Source organism: Mycobacterium sp. 5-140-3-2 (genome assembly GCF_035666375.1).
GTDB lineage: Bacteria > Actinomycetota > Actinomycetes > Mycobacteriales > Mycobacteriaceae > Mycobacterium > Mycobacterium intracellulare.
On sequence record NZ_CP142025.1, the window covers coordinates 2,625,742 to 2,649,991 of the forward strand.

At 68.5% G+C, this 24,250-nt stretch carries 22 protein-coding genes; 13 read left to right on the forward strand and 9 right to left on the reverse strand.

What is annotated here, in order from left to right; translation table 11 throughout:
* The first annotated feature begins 120 nt into the window (after positions 1-120).
* Positions 121-1,044: a class I SAM-dependent methyltransferase gene (locus P6281_RS12365; protein ID WP_009957159.1), complete on the forward strand. Its 924-nt coding sequence runs from the start codon at positions 121-123 to the stop codon at positions 1,042-1,044.
* A gap of 18 nt (positions 1,045-1,062) precedes the next feature.
* On the opposite strand, the gene zwf is transcribed toward P6281_RS12365, so the two are convergent.
* Positions 1,063-2,562 carry a glucose-6-phosphate dehydrogenase gene (gene zwf, locus P6281_RS12370; protein WP_014380122.1) on the reverse strand — a complete coding sequence of 500 codons (1,500 nt, stop codon included), beginning with the start codon at positions 2,560-2,562 and terminating at the stop codon, positions 1,063-1,065.
* A 142-nt stretch (positions 2,563-2,704) separates the two neighbouring features.
* Between zwf and P6281_RS12375 the strand changes: the two genes are divergently transcribed.
* Positions 2,705-2,875, forward strand: coding sequence for a hypothetical protein (locus tag P6281_RS12375; RefSeq protein ID WP_162832316.1), 171 nt, complete (start codon positions 2,705-2,707; stop codon positions 2,873-2,875).
* Between the two features lie 4 nt (positions 2,876-2,879).
* Here P6281_RS12375 and P6281_RS12380 read toward each other — a convergent pair whose 3' ends face one another.
* From P6281_RS12380 to hrpA, 3 genes are all read right to left on the reverse strand, one after another.
* Complete coding sequence (locus tag P6281_RS12380; RefSeq protein WP_009957162.1) at positions 2,880-3,857, reverse strand: hypothetical protein; 978 nt, start codon at positions 3,855-3,857, stop codon at positions 2,880-2,882.
* A gap of 95 nt (positions 3,858-3,952) precedes the next feature.
* On the reverse strand, positions 3,953-5,455 hold the full coding sequence (locus P6281_RS12385) for an FAD-dependent monooxygenase (protein WP_201407216.1): 1,503 nt from the start codon (positions 5,453-5,455) through the stop codon (positions 3,953-3,955).
* Between the two features lie 117 nt (positions 5,456-5,572).
* Positions 5,573-9,490: an ATP-dependent RNA helicase HrpA gene (hrpA, locus tag P6281_RS12390; protein ID WP_324738916.1), complete on the reverse strand. Its 3,918-nt coding sequence runs from the start codon at positions 9,488-9,490 to the stop codon at positions 5,573-5,575.
* Positions 9,491-9,629: 139 nt separating this feature from the next.
* Here hrpA and P6281_RS12395 point away from each other — a divergent pair, with 139 nt between their 5' ends.
* The 3 genes from P6281_RS12395 to P6281_RS12405 all read left to right on the forward strand — a co-directional run bounded on the left by P6281_RS12395 (position 9,630) and on the right by P6281_RS12405 (position 12,215).
* Positions 9,630-10,652 carry a YhjD/YihY/BrkB family envelope integrity protein gene (locus tag P6281_RS12395; RefSeq protein WP_020188935.1) on the forward strand — a complete coding sequence of 341 codons (1,023 nt, stop codon included), beginning with the start codon at positions 9,630-9,632 and terminating at the stop codon, positions 10,650-10,652.
* Between the two features lie 59 nt (positions 10,653-10,711).
* Positions 10,712-11,485, forward strand: coding sequence for an enoyl-CoA hydratase/isomerase family protein (locus P6281_RS12400; protein WP_014382545.1), 774 nt, complete (start codon positions 10,712-10,714; stop codon positions 11,483-11,485).
* 67 nt (positions 11,486-11,552) lie between these two features.
* Entirely contained in the window at positions 11,553-12,215 is a 663-nt protein-coding gene (locus tag P6281_RS12405) for a cutinase family protein (protein ID WP_026071609.1), read from the forward strand.
* A gap of 8 nt (positions 12,216-12,223) precedes the next feature.
* On the opposite strand, the gene P6281_RS12410 is transcribed toward P6281_RS12405, so the two are convergent.
* Entirely contained in the window at positions 12,224-12,898 is a 675-nt protein-coding gene (locus P6281_RS12410) for a hypothetical protein (RefSeq protein WP_014382546.1), read from the reverse strand.
* Positions 12,899-12,924: 26 nt separating this feature from the next.
* Positions 12,925-13,482 carry a general stress protein CsbD gene (locus P6281_RS12415; RefSeq protein ID WP_009957170.1) on the reverse strand — a complete coding sequence of 186 codons (558 nt, stop codon included), beginning with the start codon at positions 13,480-13,482 and terminating at the stop codon, positions 12,925-12,927.
* Between the two features lie 320 nt (positions 13,483-13,802).
* On the opposite strand from P6281_RS12415, the gene P6281_RS12420 reads away from it, so the two are divergent.
* The 6 genes from P6281_RS12420 to P6281_RS12445 all read left to right on the forward strand — a co-directional run bounded on the left by P6281_RS12420 (position 13,803) and on the right by P6281_RS12445 (position 17,651).
* The gene (locus P6281_RS12420; RefSeq protein ID WP_014384689.1) at positions 13,803-14,819 is read left to right on the forward strand and encodes a zinc-dependent alcohol dehydrogenase family protein; all 1,017 of its coding nucleotides are present in this window, start codon (positions 13,803-13,805) and stop codon (positions 14,817-14,819) included.
* Between the two features lie 45 nt (positions 14,820-14,864).
* Positions 14,865-15,119, forward strand: coding sequence for a hypothetical protein (locus P6281_RS12425; protein ID WP_009957172.1), 255 nt, complete (start codon positions 14,865-14,867; stop codon positions 15,117-15,119).
* A 222-nt stretch (positions 15,120-15,341) separates the two neighbouring features.
* Positions 15,342-15,830, forward strand: a complete 489-nt coding sequence (locus P6281_RS12430; protein WP_014384690.1) for a hypothetical protein — start codon at positions 15,342-15,344, stop codon at positions 15,828-15,830.
* A 14-nt stretch (positions 15,831-15,844) separates the two neighbouring features.
* The gene (locus P6281_RS12435) at positions 15,845-17,080 is read left to right on the forward strand and encodes a zinc-dependent alcohol dehydrogenase (protein WP_029385454.1); all 1,236 of its coding nucleotides are present in this window, start codon (positions 15,845-15,847) and stop codon (positions 17,078-17,080) included.
* Positions 17,055-17,303: a DUF6480 family protein gene (locus P6281_RS12440; RefSeq protein ID WP_134770564.1), complete on the forward strand. Its 249-nt coding sequence runs from the start codon at positions 17,055-17,057 to the stop codon at positions 17,301-17,303. Before P6281_RS12435 ends, P6281_RS12440 begins: the two co-directional genes overlap by 26 nt.
* A gap of 96 nt (positions 17,304-17,399) precedes the next feature.
* Positions 17,400-17,651 (forward strand): hypothetical protein, encoded by a 252-nt coding sequence (locus tag P6281_RS12445; protein WP_038536277.1) that lies wholly within the window; start codon positions 17,400-17,402, stop codon positions 17,649-17,651.
* Between the two features lie 8 nt (positions 17,652-17,659).
* Here the strand turns inward: P6281_RS12445 and P6281_RS12450 are convergent, their stop codons facing one another.
* Complete coding sequence (locus P6281_RS12450) at positions 17,660-18,505, reverse strand: MOSC domain-containing protein (protein WP_089151747.1); 846 nt, start codon at positions 18,503-18,505, stop codon at positions 17,660-17,662.
* 89 nt (positions 18,506-18,594) lie between these two features.
* Positions 18,595-19,992 (reverse strand): PPE family protein, SVP subgroup, encoded by a 1,398-nt coding sequence (locus P6281_RS12455; protein WP_014382550.1) that lies wholly within the window; start codon positions 19,990-19,992, stop codon positions 18,595-18,597.
* Positions 19,993-20,455: 463 nt separating this feature from the next.
* On the opposite strand from P6281_RS12455, the gene P6281_RS12460 reads away from it, so the two are divergent.
* Together P6281_RS12460 and P6281_RS12465 are read left to right on the forward strand one after the other, a co-directional pair.
* Entirely contained in the window at positions 20,456-21,637 is a 1,182-nt protein-coding gene (locus P6281_RS12460; protein ID WP_036428872.1) for a glycosyltransferase, read from the forward strand.
* Positions 21,638-21,728: 91 nt separating this feature from the next.
* Positions 21,729-22,739, forward strand: coding sequence for a class I SAM-dependent methyltransferase (locus P6281_RS12465; protein ID WP_263651982.1), 1,011 nt, complete (start codon positions 21,729-21,731; stop codon positions 22,737-22,739).
* Between the two features lie 11 nt (positions 22,740-22,750).
* On the opposite strand, the gene P6281_RS12470 is transcribed toward P6281_RS12465, so the two are convergent.
* Positions 22,751-24,238 carry an FAD-dependent oxidoreductase gene (locus P6281_RS12470; protein WP_008256678.1) on the reverse strand — a complete coding sequence of 496 codons (1,488 nt, stop codon included), beginning with the start codon at positions 24,236-24,238 and terminating at the stop codon, positions 22,751-22,753.
* Positions 24,239-24,250: the final 12 nt, after the last annotated feature.

Here is a 24,250-nt window from a genome sequence, read left to right on the forward strand (position 1 = left end):
GCGTGGTGACCGCGGCATAGCAGAAAGTACCCTTCGGTAGCGGTGGTGTAGTCGCGGGTGGCGGCCGCCCCACGGCCCAATCGGCCGGCGCGGCGGCCGGATCCTGGAAGGGAAACACGGATGTCATCGATCGATTCGGCACGAAGCGAGGGCGATAGCTGGGACCTGGCCTCCAGCGTGGGGGCGACCGCGACGATGGTGGCGGCCTCCCGGGCGTTGGCGTCTCGCGAGCCGGACCCGCTGCTCGACGACAGGTTCGCCGAGCCGCTGGTGCGGGCGGTCGGACATCCCTTCTTCGTCCGGATGCTGGACGGCCAGATCCCGCTCGACACCGACGACTCGCCGATGACACTGCAGCAGCGGCGCGAGCAGATGACGGTGCGGACCAGGTTCTTCGACGATTTCTTCCGCGCCGCGACGGCGGCCGGCGCACGCCAGGCCGTCATTTTGGCCGCCGGGCTCGACGCCCGGGCCTACCGGTTGTCGTGGCCTGCGGGCACCGTGGTTTTCGAGGTCGACCAGCCCGAGGTCATCTCGTTCAAGACCGACACGCTCGCCCAGATCGGCGCGGAACCGACCGCCGAGCGCCGCACCGTCGCCATCGATCTGCGCGATGATTGGCCAACCGCCTTGCGCGGCAGCGGTTTCGACGCCGACTCTCCAACCGCCTGGATCGCCGAGGGCCTACTGCCCTACCTACCGCCGGAAGCCCAAGACAGGTTGCTGGACAACATCACCGCGCTCAGCGCCCCGGGTAGCCGGCTGGCCACCGAGAACATCACCGACATGAGCGTGTTCACCGACGAGCGGGCCCGGGCGATGCGCAACAACTGGCGCCAGCACGGCCTCGACATCGACGTCGCCGAACTCGTCTGGCTCGGGGAGCGCCGTCCGGCCGCCGAGCACCTGTCCACGACCGGCTGGAACGTCACGCGCCACCCCACCGAACAGGTGTATGCCGACTACGGTTTCGCGATGCCCGACAACGAAATCCTCAAGCGATTCCGTCACGCCATCAGTTACCTCAGCGCCGAGCTGAGCTGAGTTGATCCGGCGCCCGCGTCAGGGCCTGGCGTGGCGCCACTCCCGCTCGAACGGCAACCGCCAGGCGTTCGGCGCGATCAACTGGTGAATGGCGTTGGGCCCCCAGGTTCCCGGCTGGTACAGCTTGACCGCAGGTGGATCGGTGAGGAGCTCTTCCGAACGCTCCCATAAGGATTCGATGCCTTCCGCGGTATTGAACAGGGTGTGGTCGCCCCGCATCGCGTCGAGGATGAGCCGTTCGTAGGCCTCCAGCACATCGACGACCGTCTCGATCTCCTGCGAGGAGAATTGCATGGACAGCTTGTCCAGCTTCATGCCGGGGCCGGGCCGCTTGCCATAGAACGACAAAGACACCTTCGAGTTGTCGGCGAGGTCGAACGTGAGGTGATCGGGACCCTGGGTTCCCACCCCGGATCCGGGTGGGAACATCGTGCGCGGGGCCTCCTTGAACGCGATGGAGATGATGCGGATGCCCTCGGCCATCTTCTTGCCGGTCCGCAGGTAGATGGGCACCCCGGCCCACCTCCAGTTGTCGATGCCGACCCGCAGGGCGATGAACGTCTCGGTGTCGGAATCCCTTGCCACCCCGGCTTCGTCGCGGTATCCCTGGTACTGGCCGCGCACCACATTCGAGGGCTTGACCGGCAGCATCGACCGGAAGACCTTGTTCTTCTCTTCGCTGATGGCAAAGGGTTCGAGCGCGGTCGGCGGCTCCATCACCACGAACGCCATCACCTGGAACAAGTGGGTGACCACCATGTCCTTGTATGCGCCGGTCTCTTCATAGAAGCTCGCTCGTTGATCCAGGCCCAGTGCCTCGGGGATATCGATTTGGATGTGGTCGATGAAGTTGCGGTTCCAGATCGGTTCGAACAGCCCGTTGGCGAAGCGGAACGCCAAGATGTTCTGGGCGGCCTCTTTGCCCAAGAAGTGGTCGATGCGGAAAATCTGGGATTCCTCGAAGGTTTCGTGCACGAAGTCGTTGAGCGCCACCGCGCTGGCCAGATCGGTGCCGAATGGTTTCTCCATCACGACCCGTGAGCGGTCGACCAATTTCGCGTCGCGCAGCATGGTGATCACCGCGCGCGCCGCCTTGGGCGGCACCGACAGGTAATGCAGCCGCCGGGCGTTGGGGCCCAGGTTGGCTTCGGCGTCCGCCACGGCGGTGGCCAGCGCTTCGGGTCCGGCGCCCTGCGGGACGTAGGTCATGATCCTCGCGAAGTTCGCCCATTGGTCGGGTGTGAGCTTGTGTGTCCCGAATGAATCGATCGCGTTCTTGGCGAGCTCGCGAAATTCGTCGTCGGTCAAGTCTTCCAGTGAGGTGGCGACGATCTGAATGTTGGGCGCCAGCTCGGACTGGTCCAAGTAGGCCAGGCCGGGGATGAGCTTTCGCTTGGCCAGATCCCCCGTCGCGCCGAACAGGACGATGACGTGGGGGTCCAACGGATCGGGGTGGTGGCGACGCGGGCGTGCGTCGGGCGCGGGGTACGAGATCGTCTGAGGTTTTGCGGTGGCCACTCCTGCGATACTTCCACCGCCGCGACGCTCTGTCGCCCCTGTTCTCCGGTTGCGGCCGGTTAGCGATCGCTCGATCGGGTATGGGATAGCGGCGGCCCCCGGCATCGGGGTTCGCCGCCCCACCAAGCCAACGGAAAGCGACATGACAAAGCCCGATAAAGACCCATTGAGCCGCGCTCAGGAGCTGGAGAACATCGTCGATCGGCTCGAGGAGAAGGTCGCCGGGGACCGCGAAGCCGAAGACGTCCCCGGCAAGCCCAGCGACCGGGAGCATGCCGCCGTCCGAGGCTCGGACAACGAGCCGCCGGACTAGCGAGTCATCCGCTCGGCAGATCTATGGCGTGAGCCTTCAGCGTCGCCAGCGTTTCCGGTGCCGGCCACTCGTTGGCTCGGTATCGCGCCGGGGTGATCCCCGCGACGGGCAGGATGCCCACCACGTCGACGACCGTGGCGAACGGCACGGTGAACTTGTCCGACACGTTCGACGGGTCGCCGACGAGGAACGTCACGTAATCGGTGTGGGGCAGCTCCCAGGCCGGGCCCTGCCCCCACACCGTCGTGGTGCGCCGCCCCCACGGCGTGTCGATCACCTGGGCCTCGCCGACGTATTGCGGGAACAGTTCGCGCTCGTAATGCTGCCGCAGGTAGTCGGTCTGGTGTTGGTATTCCCTTGCGGCCAAGAGGCTTCGAGCCGCCAGGCCGTACCCGCGCAGCGGGTGCGGGCCGGCCTGATCGAACGGCACGATGATGGCGCCCGCAATGGTGTAGCCCTGCGGCGAGACAGGTTGTTCGGCCTCGAGGTACAGCTGCTCGGCGACCTCGAAGAGTTCGGCCACCTGGTCGGGGGCGTCGGTGCCCAGCACCAGCGACCCGTCCCCGGGGAAGAACACCAGCGGTCGTGGGCCGCCCGCCACCGCCAGCGAACCCAGCCACCCGGTGGCCAGAATCATCGAGTCGACATAGCTGGCACCGTCGGCGTCCTTCAACAGATACTTCTCGCCCGGTGTGAAGACCTGCTGACGCGCGGTCAGATTCTCCCGGGCCACCGCGAACGCCTGGTCGCCGGTAATGCCCCAGGCGCCGGTTTCGGCCGGCGTCACCATGGCCCGAACCGTGGGAAGGTCCACGACGACCATCTCGTTGATGTGCGGGAACACCGGACGGACCCAGGGCTGTGCCCCGTTGTTGACCAGCTGATTGGCGTAGCTTTGCGGCCGCAGCACCGGCCTCAGCAGGGGTTGGGCTTCGCCCCAATCCAGCGGCGGTGTCGACGATTGGTCGCTTGCCATGTCCACGGTGCGTGCTTCCTGCTCATGATCAGGGAACACGCACGATACACCGTGCGCCCCCCAAAACAAGTCACCCGACGGTGGCCCGCGACCGGCGCCAATCACCCGGCCGGTGGCCCGAACCAGGCGGTGAGGGCATCACGCAGCGCCGGGTCGGTTCCCTCACCGGTCCAGGCAACATATCCGTCCGGACGGATCAACACCGCCGTTGGGGCGCACACCGTCCCCAGTGCCGGAAGTTCCCAATCCCCTTCGTGTTTCGCGTCGACCACACGCACCCGTCCCGCCCACGACGCGATGTCGATGCGCCCGGCCGAGCCGAAGTTGAGCAGAACGGGCCGGCCGTCCCGCAGGAGGGCAAACACCCGCAGCGGACCGTCAGCGGTGATCAGGTCCAGGTCGGGCATGCGGCGCCCCAGCAGCGGGTGCCCCTCCCCGAGGTCGTAGCGGATGCCCAGCCCGGACATCATCGCGGCGAACCGTTTGCGAGGCTCCTCCATGCCCAGCAGCTCGCCCATCGTTTCTCGCAGCGCCTCGGTGCCGTCGTCCGCGCGAAGAAGCGCCAGCTGCGCGATCGAGTTGCGCAGCACCCGCGCGGCGATCGGGTGTCGTTCGGCGTGATAGGTGTCGAGGAGGCCGTCGCGTGACGTGTTGTTGACCACCTGGGCCAGCTTCCATCCCAGATTCACGGCATCCTGGACGCCGGTGTTCAGACCCTGCCCGCCGACCGGGTGATGGACGTGCGCGGCGTCGCCGGCGACCAGCACCCGTCGGACGCGATAGGACGCGGCCTGCCGGGCAGCATCGGTGAAGCGGGAAATCCAACGGGGACTGTGGATTCCGTAATCCGTCCCGTAGACGGCGACGAGCGCCCGCCTCGCATCGTGCACCGTGGGTTCGCCGGAGGTCCGGAGGCGCTTCTCGGTGACCATGATTCGCACCGGCCCGCCCTCCTCGGTGGTGGACAGGGCGTGGACTCCAAGCGCGTCGCGGCGGATACCCCACGGCGGCGGCTGGTCATCTTCGTAGTCCATGTCCGCCTCGGCGAGCAGATAGCTCGTCGTGGCATCCCACCCCGGAAATTCGATGCCGGCTGCCTTGCGGACCACGCTGCGTCCGCCGTCGCACCCGACGAGATAGCCCGCCCGCATCACCCGGCCATCGGACAGGCCGACGTCGACGCCGTTGTCGTCCTGGGCGAGGGTGGCCACCTCTGTGCCGCGATAGATGCGCACGCCGAGTTCGCCGACCCACTCGGCCAGGATTCGTTCGATCTGGTTCTGCCACAGCGCCAGTCCGTACGGGTGGCGGGTGGGAAAGTCGCTGATGTCCAGCCGAATCTGGGCGAAACCCGCCACCTGCGCCACCTGTCCCCGCGACAAGAATCGATCGGCGATGCCGCGCTGATCGAGGACTTCGATGGTGCGAGCGTGCAGACCCCCGGCGCGCGATCCGATCAAATCCTGGTTGGCGCGCCGCTCGACGATCGCGACGTCGACGCCGGCCAAACCCAATTCGCCGGCGAGCATCAGCCCCGTGGGGCCACCTCCGGCGATGAGCACCGCATGCTCGACCTTCCCGCCCGAACTCCGCGAAACAACCACGTCGATACCCCCGCGCTCTCCCGAATTTTGGTTTCGGACAGCGATTTTGCGACATCACCTGGGTCTTGCGGCAAGCCCCGGGGTGCGCTATAGGTTGAAAGTGGCGGGGAAAAACATTCAGCGACGATCGCGCACAGCGTCCATGGCGCGGTAGATCCGCTGCTCGCTGACCGGGCGCGGCGTGCCGAGCTGCTGGGCCCACAGGCTCACCCTGAGTTCCTCGATCTGGCGGGCGATATCGAGGACGCCGGGGTCCGTCCTCGCCGTTCGTGGCAGCTCACGCAGCAGTTCGTCGTAGGCGTCCTGCACGGCGTGCACCCGGTCCATCCGCTCCCGGTCGGCCTGGGCGCCGCGCGCCAGCCCGTCGAGCCGGCGACGGATCGCGAGCAGATAGCGGGTGAGATCGGCGAGGTGCGCCCGGCCGGTCGCGGTGACGAAGCCCGGCGGCAAGAGCCGGTCGAGCTGGGCGCGCACGTCCGCGATCGCCTCGGAGTGCGCGGGCGGCGGGTTGGTGGGCAGCAGGAGTCGCACGTCGTGGGCGGCGGCGAGCACCCGCTCGACCGCGCGCGCAATCTCGGCGGCCGTGGGCGCCAAGGTCTTTCCCAGGCGTTCTTGCAACGCGACGAACTCCCCCCGCGTCCACACCGGCGTCGGCATGAGGGTGTCGGCCGCGGCATCGGCACAGTCCTCCAGCAGCGCGGACAGGTCACCGTCGGGGTTGGTGCCGAGCGTCAGACGGGTGCGCGGGTCAAGTTGTCGCGCAATGGCTTTCACCGGGGACGCAACGCTGAGCCGGACCAATCGCCGAAGGCCGGGACCGATCGCCCGGTGCTGTTCGTCCGGCGTCGCCAACACGCGTAGGTCGACGGCGCCGCCGGTGTCGACGAACGCCGGAAAGCCTCGCACGGTGCGCCCCTGCACGGCGCGTTCGATGACGCGCGGCAGTTCGTCGAGATCGTCGGGCCAGTCGCGCAACCCGGTGCGCTCGAGCTCGCCCGCGACCGCGTGCGCCACCGCGCGGCGGGCCGGCGTCGTGAGTCGTTCCTGCAGCTCCTGCAGATCCTTGCCGCGGGCGACCTCGGCGCCGTCAGGGGACTCCACCGCGAACGTCACCCGCAGGTGCGGCGGCAGCTTGTCCAGTTCGAACGCCTCGACGGGCACCAAAACCCCGGTGCAACGGCGCAATTCGCGCTGCAACGCCGACAGCAGCGGCTCGGCGGCCGGCTCGATTGCGGCCAGCACCGCGCGTGCCGTGTCGGGGGCGGGAACGAAGTTGCGGCGCAGGTCTTTCGGCAGTGAGCGGATGAGCGCGGTGACCAGTTCCTCGCGCAGCGCGGGTACCTGCCAGGCGAACTCGTCACCCCCCAGGCGCGCCAGCACGTCGATCGGGACATGCACCGTGACCCCGTCGTCGGCGGCCCCCGGCTCGAACCGGTAGGTCAGCGGCAGCGCGGCGTCGCCCGTCCGCCACGTGGTGGGCCGATCGGTGCCGGCGTTGTCGTCGGTGCGCAGCAGGTCGGCGCGGGTGAACGTCAGCAGGTCGGGTGTCTTGTGCCGCTGGCGTTTCCACCACGCGTCGAAATGCCGCGCCGAGACCACCTCGGTGGGAACGCGGGCGTCGTAGAGCGCGTAGACGTCGTCGTCGCCGACCAGCAGGTCGCGGCGGCGGGCACGCTCCTCGAGCTCCTCGAGCTCGGCGCGCAGCCGGGCGTTGTCGCGAAAGAAGTGATGCCGGGTCTGCCACTCCCCTTCGACCAGGGCGTGCCGGATGAACAGCTCGCGCGCCACCACCGGCTCGATGAGGGCGTATCCGACGCGGCGGCGCGCCACCAGCGGCAGGCCATACAGCGTCACCCGCTCGTAGGCCATCACCTCGCCGCGCTTGGCGTCCCAATGCGGCTCGCTGTAGGTGCGCTGCACCAGGTCGCCGGCCACCCGCTCGACCACCTCCGGCTGGATGCGCGCGGCCGTGCGCCCATACAGCCGGCTGGTCTCGACCAACTCCGCCACGACGACCCAGCGCGGCGGCCGTTTGGTGAGCACCGAGCCGGGCGCCAGCACGAAGTTCGCGTTACGCGCTCCCAGGTACTCGCGCGTGTCCTCGCGGCGCATGCCCACATGCGACAGCAACCCGGCGACCAGCGCCGCGTGCACGCGGGCCGGATCGGCGGGCTCGCCGGCGGTGTCTTCGACGATGCCCAGGTCGCCGGCGATGCTGCGTAGCTGGCCGACCAGGTCCTGCCACTCGCGGATGCGCAGGTAGTGCAGGAATTCGGATCGGCACATCCGTCGAAACGCGCTGCCGGATAACGACTTCCGTTGTCCGCGGAGATAGTGCCACAGGTTGAGGTACGACATGAAGTCGGAGTGTTCGTCGGCGAAGCGGGCGTGCTTTTCGCGGGCGGCTTCCTCGCGATCGCTCGGCCGTTCCCGCGGGTCCGGGATGCTCAGCGCCGCGGCCAAAACCAGCATCTCCCGCACGCATCCTTCGGTCTCGGCCTGCAGGATCATCCGGCCCAGCCGTGGGTCGACCGGCAGCCGGGCAAGGCGGCGGCCGAGCTCGGTGATCGCGCCCCGGCCGTCGAACGCGCCGAGCTCGACCAGCAGCTGGACGCCGTCGCGGACGCTGCGCCGGTCCGGCGGATCGAGGAACGGGAACTTTTCGATATCGCCGATTTGCAGCGCCGCCATCTGCAGCAGCACGGCGGCGAGGTTCGTCCGCAGGATCTCGGGCTCGGTGTAGCGCGGCCGGGCCGCGAAGTCCTGCTCGGAGTACAACCGGATGCACACGCCGGGCGCGACCCGGCCGCACCGGCCGGCCCGTTGGGCGGCGGAGGCCTGCGAGATGGGCTCGATCGGCAGCCGCTGCACCTTCAGGCGGCGACTGTAGCGCGAAATCCGGGCGTTGCCAGGGTCGATGACGTAGCGGATTCCCGGCACGGTCAACGACGTCTCGGCGACGTTGGTCGCCAGCACGACGCGACGCCCGGTATGCGGCGCGAACACCTTTTGTTGCTCGGCGGTGGGCAGCCGGGCATACAGCGGAAGCACTTCGGTGTGGCCCGGGCCGTTCGTCAAAAACGTCAAAGCATCTGCGGTGTCACGGATCTCGCGCTCACCCGAGAGAAAGACGAGGACGTCGCCGGGCGGCTCGGCTTCGAGTTCACGGATGGCGTCGACGATCGCCTCGATCTCGTCGCGGGTCTCGGTGCGGACGATCTCGTGGTCCGGATCGTCGGGATCGTCCGTCGATGCGGAAGGCACGGCGACCTCCAGCGGCCGGTAACGCACCTCGACCGGATAGGTCCGCCCGGACACCTCGATGATCGGCGCATTCTCGAAATGCGCGGCGAAGCGCTGCGGCTCGATGGTCGCCGAGGTGACGATCACCCTCAAATCGGGCCGGCGCGGCAACAACTCGCGCAGATAGCCGAGCAGAAAATCGATGTTGAGGCTGCGCTCGTGTGCCTCGTCGAGGATCAGGGTGTCGTAGCGCAGCAGGCGGCGGTCGCGCTGGATCTCGGCGAGCAGGATTCCGTCGGTCATCAGCTTGATCAGGGTGCGGTCGCCGACCCGGTCGGTGAACCGCACGCTGTAGCCGACGGTCTCGCCCAGCGGGCTTGCCAGCTCGTCGGCGATGCGCTGGGCGACGGTGCGCGCGGCCAGCCGGCGGGGCTGGGTATGCCCGATGGTTCCGCGGATGCCGCGACCCGCCTCCAGGCAGATCTTGGGCAGCTGCGTGGTTTTGCCCGACCCGGTCTCCCCGGCGATCACCACCACCTGATTCCCGCGGATTGCGTCGGCGATTTCCTGCCGCCGTGCGCTGACCGGCAGGTCGGGGTAGGTGATCGTCGGAACGGCGGCCTGGCGGGCCGCGACGAGCGGCCGCGCCGCCGCGATCTCGTCGGCGAGCCGCCGCAGCTTCTCGGGCGTGGCGGCGCGGAGGTTCTTCAGGCGCCTGCCGATGCGGGCGGCGTCGCGCAACGTCAGGCCGTCGAGTTGGTTGCGCAACTGCGCTGCAGACGGTCCGGCCACCCCGCACAGAATAGGCACCCGCCGCCGGTGGCGTCCCAAGCCCCAGGGCGCCCACCGCGGTTGACGGCGGCCCAATTCGGGTATGACCTGGCGAGCGCATTGAACGGGATGCGGGCTTGTGCGGGGGACGTGATCGGCGATGGTCGGTTGGTTAGACGAGCTGCAGCGACGGAATCGAACCGTGGGCGTGATCGTCGCCGTCATCTACAAATACAACGACGATCAGGGCGGCTACCTCGCCGCGCTGATCACCTACTACGCGCTGGTGTCCCTGTTTCCGCTGCTGCTGCTGTTGACCACCGCGCTGGGGGTCGTGCTGGCCGGCCGGCCCGATCTGCAGGCACAGGTGCTGCACAGCACGCTGAGCCAGTTCCCGGTCCTGGGCAGCCAATTGCATCACCCCGAGGGGCTCAGCGGAGGCGCCGTCGGCGTGATCGTGGGCCTGCTCGGAGCGCTATACGGCGGTCTGGGTGTGGGACAGGCGCTGCAGAACGCGATGGATTCCGTCTGGGCGGTGCCGAAACACAAGCGGCCCAACCCCATTCGGTCACGCCTGCGCAGCTTGCTGTTGCTGTTGGTGCTCGGCTCGGCGGCCATCGCGGCCACCGTGTTGGCCGCGGTCGGTCACGCCGCCGGCGCCGTCGGCATTCTCGAAACCGCCGGCCTCGCGCTCGCCGCCGTCGTGATCAACGCGTTGATCTGCCTGGTGGCTTTTCGCGTGACAACCGCGCGGGCACTGACGTACCGGCAGGTGTTGCCCGGGGCGGTCGCCGCGGCCTTCATCTGGCAGATGCTGCAGTGGTTCGGGGCGGGCTATGTCGCGCACACCGTGAAACGGGCCAGCGCCACCAACAGTGTGTTCGCACTGGTGTTGGGGGCGTTGGCCTTTCTGTTCCTCGCCTCGGTGGCGCTGGTGTTGTGCGCCGAGGTCAACGTCGTCTTGGGGGAAAAGCTGTACCCGCGCGCCCTGCTCAGCGCGTTCAGCGACGACGCGGACCTCACGCCGGCCGACCGCAGGACCTACACCAAGAAAGTCAAAGCCGAACGCGTCAAGGCCTTCGAGCGTGTCAGCGTGCGGTTCGATGACGTCAGGCGTCTCTCCGCGAAAGCCGTTGGGCGCCCCGGGGTTTCCGACGACTCTCGCCGCTCCCGCACGCCGTGAGGTAGGTTCGCGCCCGGCGTATCGGTGGGTCGTCACGCCCGGCGCAATACTCTGCAGGCATGAGTCTGGTCACCTATGAGCTGCAAGATCACGTCGCCACCATCACGCTGAATCGCCCCGAGGCGCGCAATGCCATCAACGGCGCGCTGCGCCAGGACCTCAACGCCGCATGGGATCGTTTCCGCGACGACCTGGACGCCTGGGTCGGGATCCTGACCGCCAACGGCAGCGTGTTCTGCGCGGGCGGCGACCTCAAGGACGGCGAAGGCTCCGTCGGCACGTTCGGCGGCACCTTCTGGGAGAAACCGACGATCAACTCGTTCGAATCCGGGATGGAACTGTTCAAGCCGACGATCGCCGCCGTGCACGGTCCCTGCATCGGCTACGGGGTGACCGGGGTGTTGTTCTGTGACTTCGTCATCGCCAGTACCGAGGCCACGTTCTGTTTCCCCGAGGTCTCGATCGGGGTGCCCACCATCGTCGGGGCGATCCGGCTGCCGCAGCGGGTGGGCTGGGCCAACGCCATGGAACTGCTGTTGACCGGCAAGCCGATGAGCGCCGAGCGCGCCAAAGAGGTCGGCCTGGTCTGGAGGCTCGTCGAGCCCGACCGACTGCAGGCCGAGGCGCAGGCCTGGGCCCGCACCCTCACCGAGGCCGCACCGTTGGCCCAGCGGGCGACCAAGGAGGTGGCCTGGCGGACCGCGGACATGGGCTGGATCGAGTCGGTGCGCTTCGGCGAGACGATGCGCAAGGTGGCCGGCGCGACCGAAGACGTGGCCGAGGGTATCCGGGCCTGGAGCGAGAAGCGCAAGCCGCAGTGGCGTGGCCGTTGACGTGCCGCGGATGGCGCCGAACCGGCCACCGCCACCGTCGTCGTGGCGCATGTGTCAGGATTCGGGGATGAATGCACGCAGACTTGCTCGCTTCGTTGGTATCTCGACTGTGACGGCGTGGGCGCTGCTGAATGCACCCATCGGCGCTCCGACCGCCGCCGCCGATCCATGCTCGGACGTCTCGGTGGTCTTCGCCCGCGGCACCCACCAGGAGCCCGGCCTCGGCAACATCGGCCAGGCGTTCGTCGACTCGCTCACGTCGCAGCTCGGCGGGCGATCCGTCGACGTCTACGCCGTCAACTACCCGGCCAACGACGACTACCACAACAGCGCGAACGCCGGCGCGGACGACGCGGCCACCCACATCCAGGACACCGTGGCCAGCTGCCCGAACTCGCGGATCGTGCTCGGCGGGTACTCGCAGGGCTCGACGGTGATCGACCTCGCCACCAACGCGCTGCCCGCCTCGGCGGCCGACCACGTCGCCGCCGTCGCCCTCTTCGGCGAGCCGTCCAGCGGCTTCTCCACCATGTTGTGGGGCGGCCAGCCGCTCCCCACGATCAACCCGGCGTACGGCGCCAAGACCATCAGCCTGTGCGCCCCCGACGACCCGATCTGCTCGGGTGGCGGCAACATCATCGCGCACGTCTCCTACATCGACGCCGGGATGACGGCCCAGGCCGCGACGTTCGCGGCCGACAAGGTCAACCAAGCCGCGCCGCGCGTCTGAGGCAGGTTCTAGTCGTTCGCGCGCCGCTCTTGGCGTTCTTGCTTTTCGGCGGCCGCCAAATCCGCGACGCGATCCGCTTCGGCGCGCTTGTCGGCGGCCTCGCCTAGCTTGTCCTCGGCCTCATCGAGTTTGGCGGCGGAAGCCTTGGACGCGGCCCGCTCGGCGGCCTGAGTCCTGTTCTCCACCTGGCGTTTTGCCGATTCGACGGCGTCCTTCTGCTTGGCGGCCGCCTCGTCGACGCGCTGCTTTGCCGAGGCGCTCGCCTTCTGCGCCGAATCTGCCGCCTGCCGCTTGCGGTCCCCGGCGGCGTTGCGGGCCTCCGCGATCTCCTGAGCTGTTGCCGCCTGCGCTTGCTGGCGTTCCTCGATCGCCTCGTCACGAGCACCCGCCAACTCCGCGTCGGCCTGCTTTTTCCTGGTCGCCGCCGTCGCATCCAGCTGTGCGGCACGTCCGAGCGCGTCGCTGCGTTCCACGAGCGCCGTCCCCCGCTCGACCAGCCGGGGATCGCCGAGCGCATTCCCGACAGTGCTGTCAAGCATCCCGAGCGAGCGCTCATAGAGCAGCCGCGCACGCGCTTCCGCTGGGATTCGGGTAACGACCCGATCTTCGATCAACTGCAGCGGGAACCGGGCGAGTTGGTAGTGAAACCGCAGAACCGCCAACGGGGCGTCGGATATTTTCATCGTTTTCTCCTGTACGTGGCCCGCCCTCAGGGCAGGTCGGCTTCGTCGGACACGTTCTGGGCATGGTGGCGAAGGCGATCGGCCTCCGCCTTTTCGTTCGCGGCCACCTGCACCGAGGTTTGATGCTGCGCGGCGGCATCGACGACGTCCTCCGTCGCGTCACCGATTTCCTCGCGTTCGTCGGCCTTGGCCCGTTGGATCTGCTGTTGTGCGTCGAGCTCAGCCCGCGTTTGTTCCGTTGCGGCGGTCTGCTGCGCCGCGCGCTCGGCCGCGCGCTTCTGCGCGGCTTGTCGGGCTTCGATCGAATCCTCCGTAACCACCGCGCTGGCGTTCGCCGCCAGGCGCTGTCGGGCGCCATCCGCCTTGGCTTCGGCCGCGTCATCCCGCGCTTGCTTGGCCTGGGCCTCGGCGACGGCCTCGGTTGCGTTCGCTTCTTTGCGTTCGTGCGCCTGGGTTTGCTCGAGCTGTCCTTCGGCGGTCAGCGAATCATTGCCCGTCACGGCGCCGACGACCTCTTTGGCTTTGCCCTTGACCGAATCGATCAGGCCCCTACGCGCCTCGTCTGCCTTGTCGTGCTTACTCATCGAAATTTCTCCTTGCGGCGTTGGCCAAGAACGTTCGTTCACGCAGGGGGATTCCACGGACTCGGTGGCTCAAACACGACGTGAACCGCGTCACTGATCGCCAGGACGTCATCGCCGCGGTCGGCGGGCGTGAATTAACAACTGCCGCAACATCGTTCGTGACGGAGGCGCCTTGCCATGCGCGAAAGAGCGGCAGGGCGATACTCTTGCCGGCAGGGCCGTCGCGTCCGACTCGACGGATGGGCACGTCAAATGGCGTCGAGGCGCGGTTGAAACCCATCGATTTGGGTAGGGCCGGCTGGCGCGGGAGGGAAGGCATCATGCGAGGAGCCGTCATTTACGGCGCCGGCGACGTCCGTTTCGAGGACATCGCGGACCCCGAGATCGTCGCCCCCACCGACGCCATCGTCCGCACCACCGCCACGTGCGTGTGCGGCTCGGATCTTTGGGATTACCGCGGCATCAACCCCGTTCCCGAGCCCAAGCCGTTCGGTCACGAATACTGCGGCGTCGTCGAAGCCGTTGGCAGCGAGGTCACCTCGGTCAAGCCCGGCCAGTTCGTCATCGGATCCTTCTTCGCTTCCGACGGCACCTGCCCGAACTGCCGCAACGGAGTTCAAACATCGTGTGTGCAGGGGGTACTGATGAGCGGTTGCCAGGCGGAGGTGATCCGCATCCCGTGGGCGGACGGCAGCCTGGTCGCCCTCCCCGACCAACCCGACCACGAATCGATTCCGGACCTGCTGACCCTGTCGGACGTGATGGGGACCGGATGGTTTGCCGCCGAAGCGGCCAACGTCGCTCCCGGCATGACGGTGGCCGTCGTGGGGGACGGCGCGGTCGGCTTGTGCGCGGTGCTCGCCGCCCGCGAAAAGGGCGCCGAGCGGATCATCGCGATGAGCCGCCACGAGCCCCGGCAGAAGCTGGCGCGCGAGTTCGGCGCCACCGACATCGTCACCGAGCGCGGCGACGACGGTGTCGCCGTCATCAAGGACATGACCGAAGGCGTCGGCACCGACGCCGTGCTCGAATGCGTGGGTACCGGCCAATCCATGCAGCAAGCCATCCAATCCGCCCGCCCAGGCGCCTTCGTCGGGTTCGTGGGAGTCCCCCACGACGTCAGCATCACCGGCGAGCAACTCTTCAGGAGTCAGGTCGGGCTCCGCGGCGGCCCCGCCCCGGTCCGGCACTTCCTGCCCGACCTGATCGAGTCGGTGCTCGACGGGCGAATCAATCCCGGCAAGGTCTTCGACCTACACCTGCCGCTTGAACAAGTCGCCGAGGCCTACCGGGCCATGGATGAGCGGCGCGCCATCAAGGCCTTCCTGCAGCCCTGACCGGGCCCCGGCCGCGGCGGGCGGACATCGGCTACGGTCGGCGGTATGTCCAAAGCCTCCGGTAACGACCGCATCGACGACGTCACCCCTGGCGACATCATCGCCGTTGACCGCGGCTCCGGCGCACAGCCCTACAAGGTCGTGTTCAAGGACCCCACCGATGCGGGATATCTCGTCACGCTGGAAAGCGACCGCGGGGAGACCTTTCAGCTCGACCTGGCCGCCGGCACCACGGTGGAGAGGTCCCTCGAGGCGAAGTGGGAATCCGCGCAAAGTCCCACACCGAACTCCGAAAACTGACGACGCCGGCGATTCCGGCTCCATGAACGCGGCGGACCGCACGAAAAGCCTTGGCCCGCAGCCTATTCGGTGACCGACCCGCCGGTCGGCCGCACCTTGCAGACGGCATCGCCGGACGGCGATCCGCTGTAGGGACCCCTTCGCGTCACCGGCCCCGCGCCCGCGGTCGGTTTGGGCGGCCCGTGGGCGGGTACCGCAATGCCCCGACGGAGGGAGCGCGCGGTGAGTTATCTCGGCTTCGCGAAAAACCAAGTGTTGGGCGCGGTGAACAGGGTGATCGACAAGGTGCCGCGACGCGCCAAGGCGCAAACGGTCACGATCGCGTGCCCCGTCGAGCGGATCGAGCGTTTTTGGCACGACCCCGACCAGTTGTCGGTGGTGCTCGGCGACATCGCCGACGTCGAATCCGACGGACGGAATCGCTATCGCTGGCGGTCATCCGCGGCGCCTGACGTGGCCTGGGATTCCACGCTGGTCGAGGAATCCGGCGGAATCCGCTTCGTCGGCAACGGGAACCAGATCGTCGTCAACTACCGGCCCGCCCCGCGCGAGCTGGGCACCGAGGTCACGCTGTGCGTCCAGGCGCCCGCGCCCGCGTTGCTGTCCGGCGCGGCGGCCTTCAAGGTCCTCTACCGGCTGCGCGCCTTGATGCAGACCGGCGAGGTGCCGACCATCCAGTCCAACCCCAGCGCACGCGAGTCCGCGCGCTAAGCGAAAGGCCCAACATGCGAGCACTGTGCTGGAACGGGGTCAACGATCTCTCGGTGGAGACGGTCGATGACCCGAAGATCCTGAATCCGCACGACGCGATCGTCGAAGTCCGCCTCACCACGACCTGCGGATCGGATCTGCACTTCATCGACGGCTACCTGCCGGGCATGCGGGCCGGCGACATCTTCGGCCACGAATTCATGGGCGTGGTGGCGGAAACGGGCCGCGAGGTGCGCGACACCAAGGTGGGCGACCGTGTGGTGGTCCCGTCGTTCATCGCCTGCAACCGCTGCTGGTATTGCGATCACGAGTTGTATTCGTGTTGCGACACCACCAATCCCAACGCCGAGCTGCAGCAGCCGTTGCTGGGCTATCCCTCCGGCGGCATCTACGGATACACCCATCCGTTCGGGGGCTACGCCGGATCCCACGCCCAATACGTCCGGGTACCGTTCGCCGACGCGAATTGCTTCGTGATTCCCGGTGACATCGCCGACGAGCAGGCGCTGTTCTTGTCCGACGCGGTGCCGACGGGTTTCATGGGCGCCGATTTCTGTGACATCGCCGGTGGCGACACGGTCGCGGTCTGGGGAGCCGGCGGGGTGGGCTTGATGGCGGCCCGGAGCGCGCTGCTGTTGGGCGCCGAGCGGGCCATCGTCGTCGACCGCATACCGGAGCGGCTGGCCCTGGCGCGCAACGCCTTTGGCTTGGAAACCATCGACTATACCGCGGTCGACAGCGTGCACGAGACGCTTCGGGAGATGACCGGCGGCCGCGGCCCCGATGCGTGCATCGACGCCGTCGGCATGGAAGGTCACGGCACCGGCGTGCAGCAACTCTACGACCGGGCCAAGCAACTGCTGCGCATGGAGACCGACCGCGCCACCGCGCTGCGCCAGGCGATCCTGGCCTGCCGCAAGGGCGGAGTCGTGTCGGTGCTCGGGGTGTACGGGCTGACCGACAAATTCCCGACGGGTGTCCTGACCAACAAAGGCCTGACGCTGAAGACGGCGCAGCAACACGGACAACGCTACATAACCCGGCTTTTCGATTACGTCGAGCAGGGCGACCTCGACCCGGCCAAACTGATCACCCACGACGTGCCGCTCGAGGAGGGCGTGCGGGCCTACGACTTGTTCAAGAACAAGAAAGACAAGTGCATCCGCGTCGCGATGCGGCCGGGCGTATCGACCGTCACCGGCGGCGAAAGGAGCGCTGTCCGCCATGACCGCGCAACCTCCCGATCCTGACCCCGCACGAACCCCCGGACTCGAGCCGGGAGGAGGAACCGCACCGGGCGCTACTCCCCCGGCCGCGCCCCAAACATCCGGTGTGTCCGAGCCGCAACCGCCGAACACCCGGCGATTCACGCCCAGCTCGGTGCTCACAGTGATCGCCGTCGGCATCTTCGTCGTGGCGTTCATCGCGGTAGCGGTGCTGCTGGTGATGAAAATGGTTGGGGCGACAGGCTAGCGGGTCGGAAACGATGACGACATTTTCTGATTACCTCGGCCCCGGAGTGGGCATAGCCACATGCATGATCGACGGTTTGTCACAGCTGGACGGCTCATGACCATCGGGGCCGACGACGTTCGTCGGCTACTCGCCAGCCAAGAGCAGGACGCCACACTCGTGGTGGTCGAGGGGCGCGCCGCGGTCGTCACGCCAGAGGACCTGAACTCTGCCGAATATCGAGGCGCCCTGCAGGTCGCCACCCGCCAGGAATTGGTGCAGCGCATCGGGCGCGCGGAGCTATCCGACCGTGAACTGGCCGAGCAGGGCGAAGACCTCGACACGGCGGTGCGCAATCTGGGCGGCTGATGCCACGGCTACGGCCGGATGCCGACCGGATCACCCACGCGGATAACGCCTTTGGTCACCACGGAGAGGTAGGCCCCCGCGCAGGCCTGCGCCCCGTGACCGCCCGTGTTCAACCGGTTTTCCTTCGCGGGGATGCGAAGCGCTTGCGGGGCACGCGGCAGGGGGCCGTGTTCGAGCGTGGGAACCACGCACCGTGACGTGGCGGTCAGCACCCGCAGCCGCGCCTCACCGACGGTGATATCGCTTCCGACCCAATCGTTTTCGGCGTACGGGGGATAGTCCGGTGGTGTCGCGATCACCAGATTCGGCCGGTACCGCAGCGCCTCCACCCCGATGTGCTCGAGGGTCGCCGTGGTGATCGCGTGCAGCGGGGCTTCGTCGGTGAACGAGTCCCCCGGGGTGGCCTGGGCGATCCGCAGAATACGGCCGTCGACCTCGGCGTCGAGACCGAGTTCGAGCAGTTGCTCCGGATCGGGGCGAACCAGCGTGGCCCCCTCGGGCCGCTGGGCCACGAGTTGGACCCGTCGTCCGGTCAATCGGGAGATCAGCTCGTCGACAACGGGGTCGTCGAAGGCCACGTCCGTCCCGTCGGGCAGCCTGATGCTCACGCCGTCGGCGCCCGCGCGGGCGGTGCACGTCAAGAGGTCCCGCCAGAGCCGCGGATTCTTGGCGCTGGCCACATGGCCGGTCTCGCCGTCCACGAGCGCGAGCCGCCGGTCGCCTTCGGCGCCGCGCTCGTCGACCGCCAGGGCATCCACCGTTTCGCCGAGCATCGACTTCACCGGGTAGCGAAGCAGCGCCTCCACGCGCATCTGCACGGCACCGGGGCCGTTGCCGGTCGACGACGTGTCCATAGGCACCTTCACTCGAGCGTCACTGCCCACTGTGCCCCAAATCGCAGGGCGTCACCACTTCTCACAACGGCGGCAACGGAACCGCTGGGTCAGCCGGGGAGCAGCCGCTTCTTCTGCTCCTCGAATTCCTGCTGCGTGAGGATTCCGGCGTCGCGCAGCGATGCCAGCTCGCGCAGCTCGGCGGCGATGCTCGTGATCGGTCCCCCCGCCGACACCTGCGGGGTCGTTGCGGACTCGTCCGCCTTGTCCTTCTTGTTCGGGTCGCGCTTGTTCGGGTCGCGCGGGGATCTCGCCGTCTCGGCCCGGCTTCGCTCGCGACCCAACGCGCTCGTGCCGGCCATCGCGCGCCCGGCCATGCTCGCCACCGCCATCTCGCCGAACAGGCTCCCGGTGCCGCTGGGGGCGGCTGCGGCCGCGGCTTCCGCGGCGGCGCCGACGCTGGTCGCCGGCAGCGCCAGCGCGGCCGGTCTGATCGCCGGGGCGGCGGCTGTCCACCCGGGCGGTACCGATAGGCCGCCGACGGTGTTGGCCTCCCCCAGCCCCGCTGACGCGAGAGTTCCGAATCCACCGGCCGGGTTAGTGATGACGGGGAATGGCGATGGCGGCACCGCGCCCGTCCCCGGGAACGACTGCACCCCGGCCCAGCCGCTGACGATGTCATCGGTGTGGAAACCGGTCAGGGCACCGGCGATGTCGTAGGGAAGGGCAATCGTAGCCGCGGGTGCGTCGACGAAAAACGTGACCAAGCTGCCCGGTGCGTCCAGAAAATACGTGATGAGATCGGCACCCACGTCCAGGGCTTCCACCGGCGACGGGTCGGCGGCCAAGGCGTTCGGTGCCAGGGACGCTCGGCTCAGCATGTTGGGCACCGCCGAGAGTGATTGCTGCGTAACGGCATTGCGTGTGCTCCCGGCGGCCGTGCCGGTGGCCTGGGCCACGGCTCCGGATTGGTCGGCGCCGGAGTTGGTGGTCTGATCGGGCTCGGCAAACGGTGTCAGCCTGGTCGCCGACGCCGTGGAACCCGCGTAGCCGAACATCGCCGCGGTATCGCGCGCCCACATCTCCGCATACTCGGTCTCGGTCGTGGCGATCGCCGGCGTGTTCTGGCCGAGGAAGTTCGTCGCGACGAGGGACGCCAGCAGGGTGCGGTTCGCAGTGATCACCGGGGGCGGCACCGTCTCGGCGAAGGCCGTCTCGTAGGCGAAGGCCGCGGCCCGGGCCTGGGTGGCGGCTTCTTCGGCCTGGGCGCCGGTGGTCCGCATCCACTCGAGATAAGGGGTGATCGCCGCGGTCATGGCGGCAGCCGACGGGCCGACCCACGGGCCGGAGGTGAGGGCAGTGATCTCCGCCTGGTACGAGTCCGCCGTCGACTGCAGCGCGGCGGCCAATTCGTCCCAGGCCATGGCGGCGGCCAGCATGGGTCCCGACCCCGGACCGGCGTACATCCGCGCGGAGTTGACCTCCGGCGGTAGTACTGCGAAGTCCACGTTCTCCTCCGATCGCTTTCATGGCCGCGAGGGCGCCGACGGCTCCGGTGCGCGTCGTATGGGGGTAGCCAGCCGAACAGCAAACAAATCGCATTCCTTCGGGCAGCGCCGGTACCGCGAAGGAAGGCGACCTAACGAGACCGTCCCGACTGCTGAGGGATCGGTCTCACACCTTCGCAAGTGTGGCCCAACGTTAACGAATACAGCGAAATTGTTGCGATGGGTTAACGATAGGTTACCGGCACATGACACAGGAAACTCACAAGGGTTTGGCGCGCGCCGCGCAAATCGTTTCGGCGCGTGGTCGGTGGGGCCGCAAGGGCGTCGCCGCATCGATTCGGGCACGGGGGCGTCCGCCGGGCACCGACAAAAGGCGTGGTCAGGTTGGGCTTCTCGCGCCCAGAAGGTTGGGCGCCGCCGGCTCTGCTTGGATTTGTGGCACCACCGCGAGTGAGGTCCGTTAATGAAATGTGTGCTGGCCGCCTACGGCAGCCGCGGCGACGTCGAACCCTGTGCCGCCGTCGCGCGGGAGCTGCAACGCCGGGGCCACGACGTCGTGATCGCGGTGCCGCCCGACAAGCTCGCCTTGGCCGAATCGGCCGGGCTTGCCGCGGTCGCCTACGGGCCCGACAGCCGCGAGCAGCTCGACACCGCCACCGACTTCATCCGCAACGTGCAGGATCCGATCAGCGCTTTGCCGCACCTCATGGAGCGCGTCACCAACATCTGGGCCGCAAAGAGCGAGACGCTGGCCCGCCTGGCGACCGATGCCGGCCTGCTGGTGGCCGGGATGAACGAGCAAAGGCTCGCCGCCAACGTCGCCGAGCGCTTCGGCATTCCGCTGGCCGCGCTGCACTTCTTCCCGGCGGCCGCCCTGGAACTCGGCTGGTTGCAGTCCCAGGTCACCAGCGCGGCCGAGAACGCGCAACGCCAAGCGCTCGGTTTGCCCGCGCAGGCCGTGGCGTCCACGGGGCCGACGCTGGAGATTCAGGCCTATGACGCGTTGTGCGTGCCCGAGCTGGCAAAGCAATGGGCAACCCCGCAGTACCGACGGCCCTTCGTCGGTTCGCTGACGCTGGGCATGCCGGGCGAGGCCGACGACGAAGTGTTGTCCTGGATCGCCACGGGGACGCCGCCCATCTACTTCGGGTTCGGCAGCACCCCCGTCACCTTTCCCGCCGAGACGGTCGCCGTCATCAGCGCGGCCTGCGCCCGGTTGGGCGAGCGGGCGTTGATCTGTAGCGGCCCAAACGATTTCACCGGCCTCCCGCCGGAAGATCACGTCAAGATCGTGACGGAGGTGAATCACGCCGCCGTGTTTCCGGCCTGCCGCGCGATCGCGCACCACGGCGGGGCCGGCACCACCGCCGCGGGCCTGCGGGCCGGAGTGCCCATGCTGATTCTGTGGCTCTGGCTCGATCAGCCGATGTGGGCCGAGGCCGTCGGCGCGTTGGAAGTCGGCGTGGCGCGGGCGTTCTCGGCGTCCACGTTGGACTCACTGGTCGCGGACCTGCGCTCGGTCCTGGATGCCCGCTACCTCAAACGGGCGCGCGAGGTCGCCACCCAAGTGACCGAGCCCGCCCAGAGCGTCGCCCGCGCCGCCGATCTCCTCGAAGACGCTGCCCGCACGGCGCGGCGGGACTGATAGGCGCACCGGCTTGGCGGTGGTGCAAAACCGATCGGTCGTGTAGAAGGTTCTGGTGCACGAACCGCCGGAGGGATCATTCGACCCGTCGATGCTGCGCGAGGCGCTCATCCGGCGGATGTATCGGCGATCGTCGGCCGAGGGCCAGCTCCGGGTGCCGGCGGTGCCGGGCCTGATCGACGAGTACGTGCAATTGTGCGCCAACGTGTGCGCCACGCTGGGTGTCTGGTACACCCCCGAACAGTCCGCGCAGCTGCGGGCCGCGCTGGAAACCGAGTTGGCGAAGGCGTTCAAGGCATCCCCGCGGTCCGACGTGGTCATCTCGTACCACTCCCCGTTCGGGTCGGCCGGTGTGGACTTCCGCGTCCAGGCCGACGCGCGGACGATCGAGGCCGACTACGAGCAGTGGGTCGCCGTGCGCCCGCCGCCGCTATTCGGCACCGAACCGGACGCGCGCGTGCTGGACCTCGCCGCGCAGGCGGCCGATCCCGCCGCCTTTCGGGTGCTCGACGTCGGCGCGGGAACCGGACGCAACGCCCTGGCCCTGGCCCGCCGCGGCCACCAGGTCGATGCGGTGGAGATGACGGCGAAGTTCGCCGACGTCATCCGCGCGGAAGCCGGCCGCGAAGCGCTGCGCGTGAACGTCATCCAAAGCGACGTGTTCACCGCCATGGAGGGTGCGCACGCCCGGTACCACCTGATGGTGCTCTCGGAGGTGGTGCCCGATTTCCGGACTCCGCACGAGTTGCGCGGGATGTTCGAACTCGCCGCCGAATGTCTGGCCCCCGGCGGGCGCCTGGTCTTCAACACCTTCCTGGCCCGCGACGGCTACGTGCCCGACGACGCCGCGGTGCAACTCGGCCAACAGTGCAACAGCATGATCTTCACCCGGGAAGAGGTGAAGGGCGCGGCGGTGGGCCTGCCGCTCGAGCCCGTCGCCGACGACTCCGCCTACGAGTACGAGAAGGCGCGGTTGCCCGCCGAGGCGTGGCCGCCCACGGCGTGGTTCGAGGGGTGGGCCACCGGCATCGACGTGTTCGACGTCGAGCGAGACGACTGCCCGATCGAGCTGCGCTGGCTCGTCTTTGAGAAGGCGGGCTGAGCTCAGGCGGTCTACGCGGTCAGATCGCGCGTCGCCGGCCCCTCCAACAAGGTGCCGTCGGGCGCGAAGCGCGACCCGTGCAGCGGGCATTCCCACGCCTTGTCGGCGTCGTTCCAATTCACGATCCCGCCGAGGTGCGGGCACACCGGTGAGACGCGGTGCTCGGTGCCGTCGACGCGGCAGCGGGCCTCGAGCTGCCACGGCGGGCCGCTCACCACGCCGCCCTCCCCGTCGGGGCTGCGGCGGCCGATGCGTGCCGCCGGGGTGATCCAGCCCTTGGTCAAATTGAAGCCGACCTCGAGGTTGGCCTGCAGCGCCGTCGCCAGGCCGGTCAGCTCGTGCGGACTCCAGCTGGCGAACGCGCGCGCCCAATCCATCCGCCCACCCAGCATCCGGCTCGACAGCGCCAAGGCCGCCGCGGCGCCATTGGTCATGCCCCACTTGTTGAAACCCGTTGCAACAAAGATGTTTTCATTGTTCGGCAGGATGGGGCCCACATACGGCAGGTGGTCGATCGGCGTGTAGTCCTGCGCGGACCAGAAATGGGTCTGCACGGCCCCCGGAAAGTGCTTGCGCGTCCACGTCGCCAGCTCATCGAGCGCTTCGGACGGGCTCTTCTCGCGGCCGACGGTGTGGCCCGCCCCACCGACGATCAGCCTTTCCCCATCCGCGACGGGCGCGTAGCGCACCGAACGTGTCGGCGAATCGGTGGTGATCATCATCGGCCGGGTGATGTTGCCGGGAACCTTGAAGGCCAGGCAGTACGACCGGCTGGGCTTGACCCGCGCGAAGTAGCCGCCGCGATCCAGGATCGGGATCCCGGTGGCGAGCACCAGCTGGCCGGCCTGAAGTTCGACGTCCTGCTGGGCGGCGTCGTTGACGTGCACGCGCACGCCCTTGCCGCGCGTGGAGACTCGTCGCACCCGGGTGCCCTCGACCAGCCGCCCACCCCGGTTGAGCAACTCGACGGCCAACGAGTCGAGGAAGGGCATCGGATCGAACTGGGCCTGGTCGGGCAGCCGCACGCCGCCGTGGTAGTCGAACGGCACGTCGGCATCGTCTTCCCACACCGCCGGCAGGCCGGCCGCCTGACACGCCTTGAGTTCGGCGCGCGCCGACGGCACGCCGCGGGCCGACTGGGCGTAGGTGTAGGCGTCCTCGCGCTGCACCGCCACCCCGTGCGCCTCGCAGTGGCCCAGCACCCATTCCTGTCCCTCGCGATTGCCGTCGACGTAGGCCCGGGCCACTTCCCTGCCGTGCCGCGGCAGCACCTTCGAGAGCTGACTGCCTTGCAGCAGGCTGATTTTGGCGGTCGTGTTCCCGGTCGCGCAGGCACCCACCGTGCGCGCCTCCAGCACCAGCACGTCCTTGCCCGCGCGGGCCAGCAGAACCGCCGTCATCAGCCCGGTGATACCGGCGCCCACGACGATGACATCGGCGGATGCGGGGCCCCGGTCAAGCGGGCTTGCCGCCCACGGGCGTTCGGTTCGGTCGGTCATCCACAAAGAAGT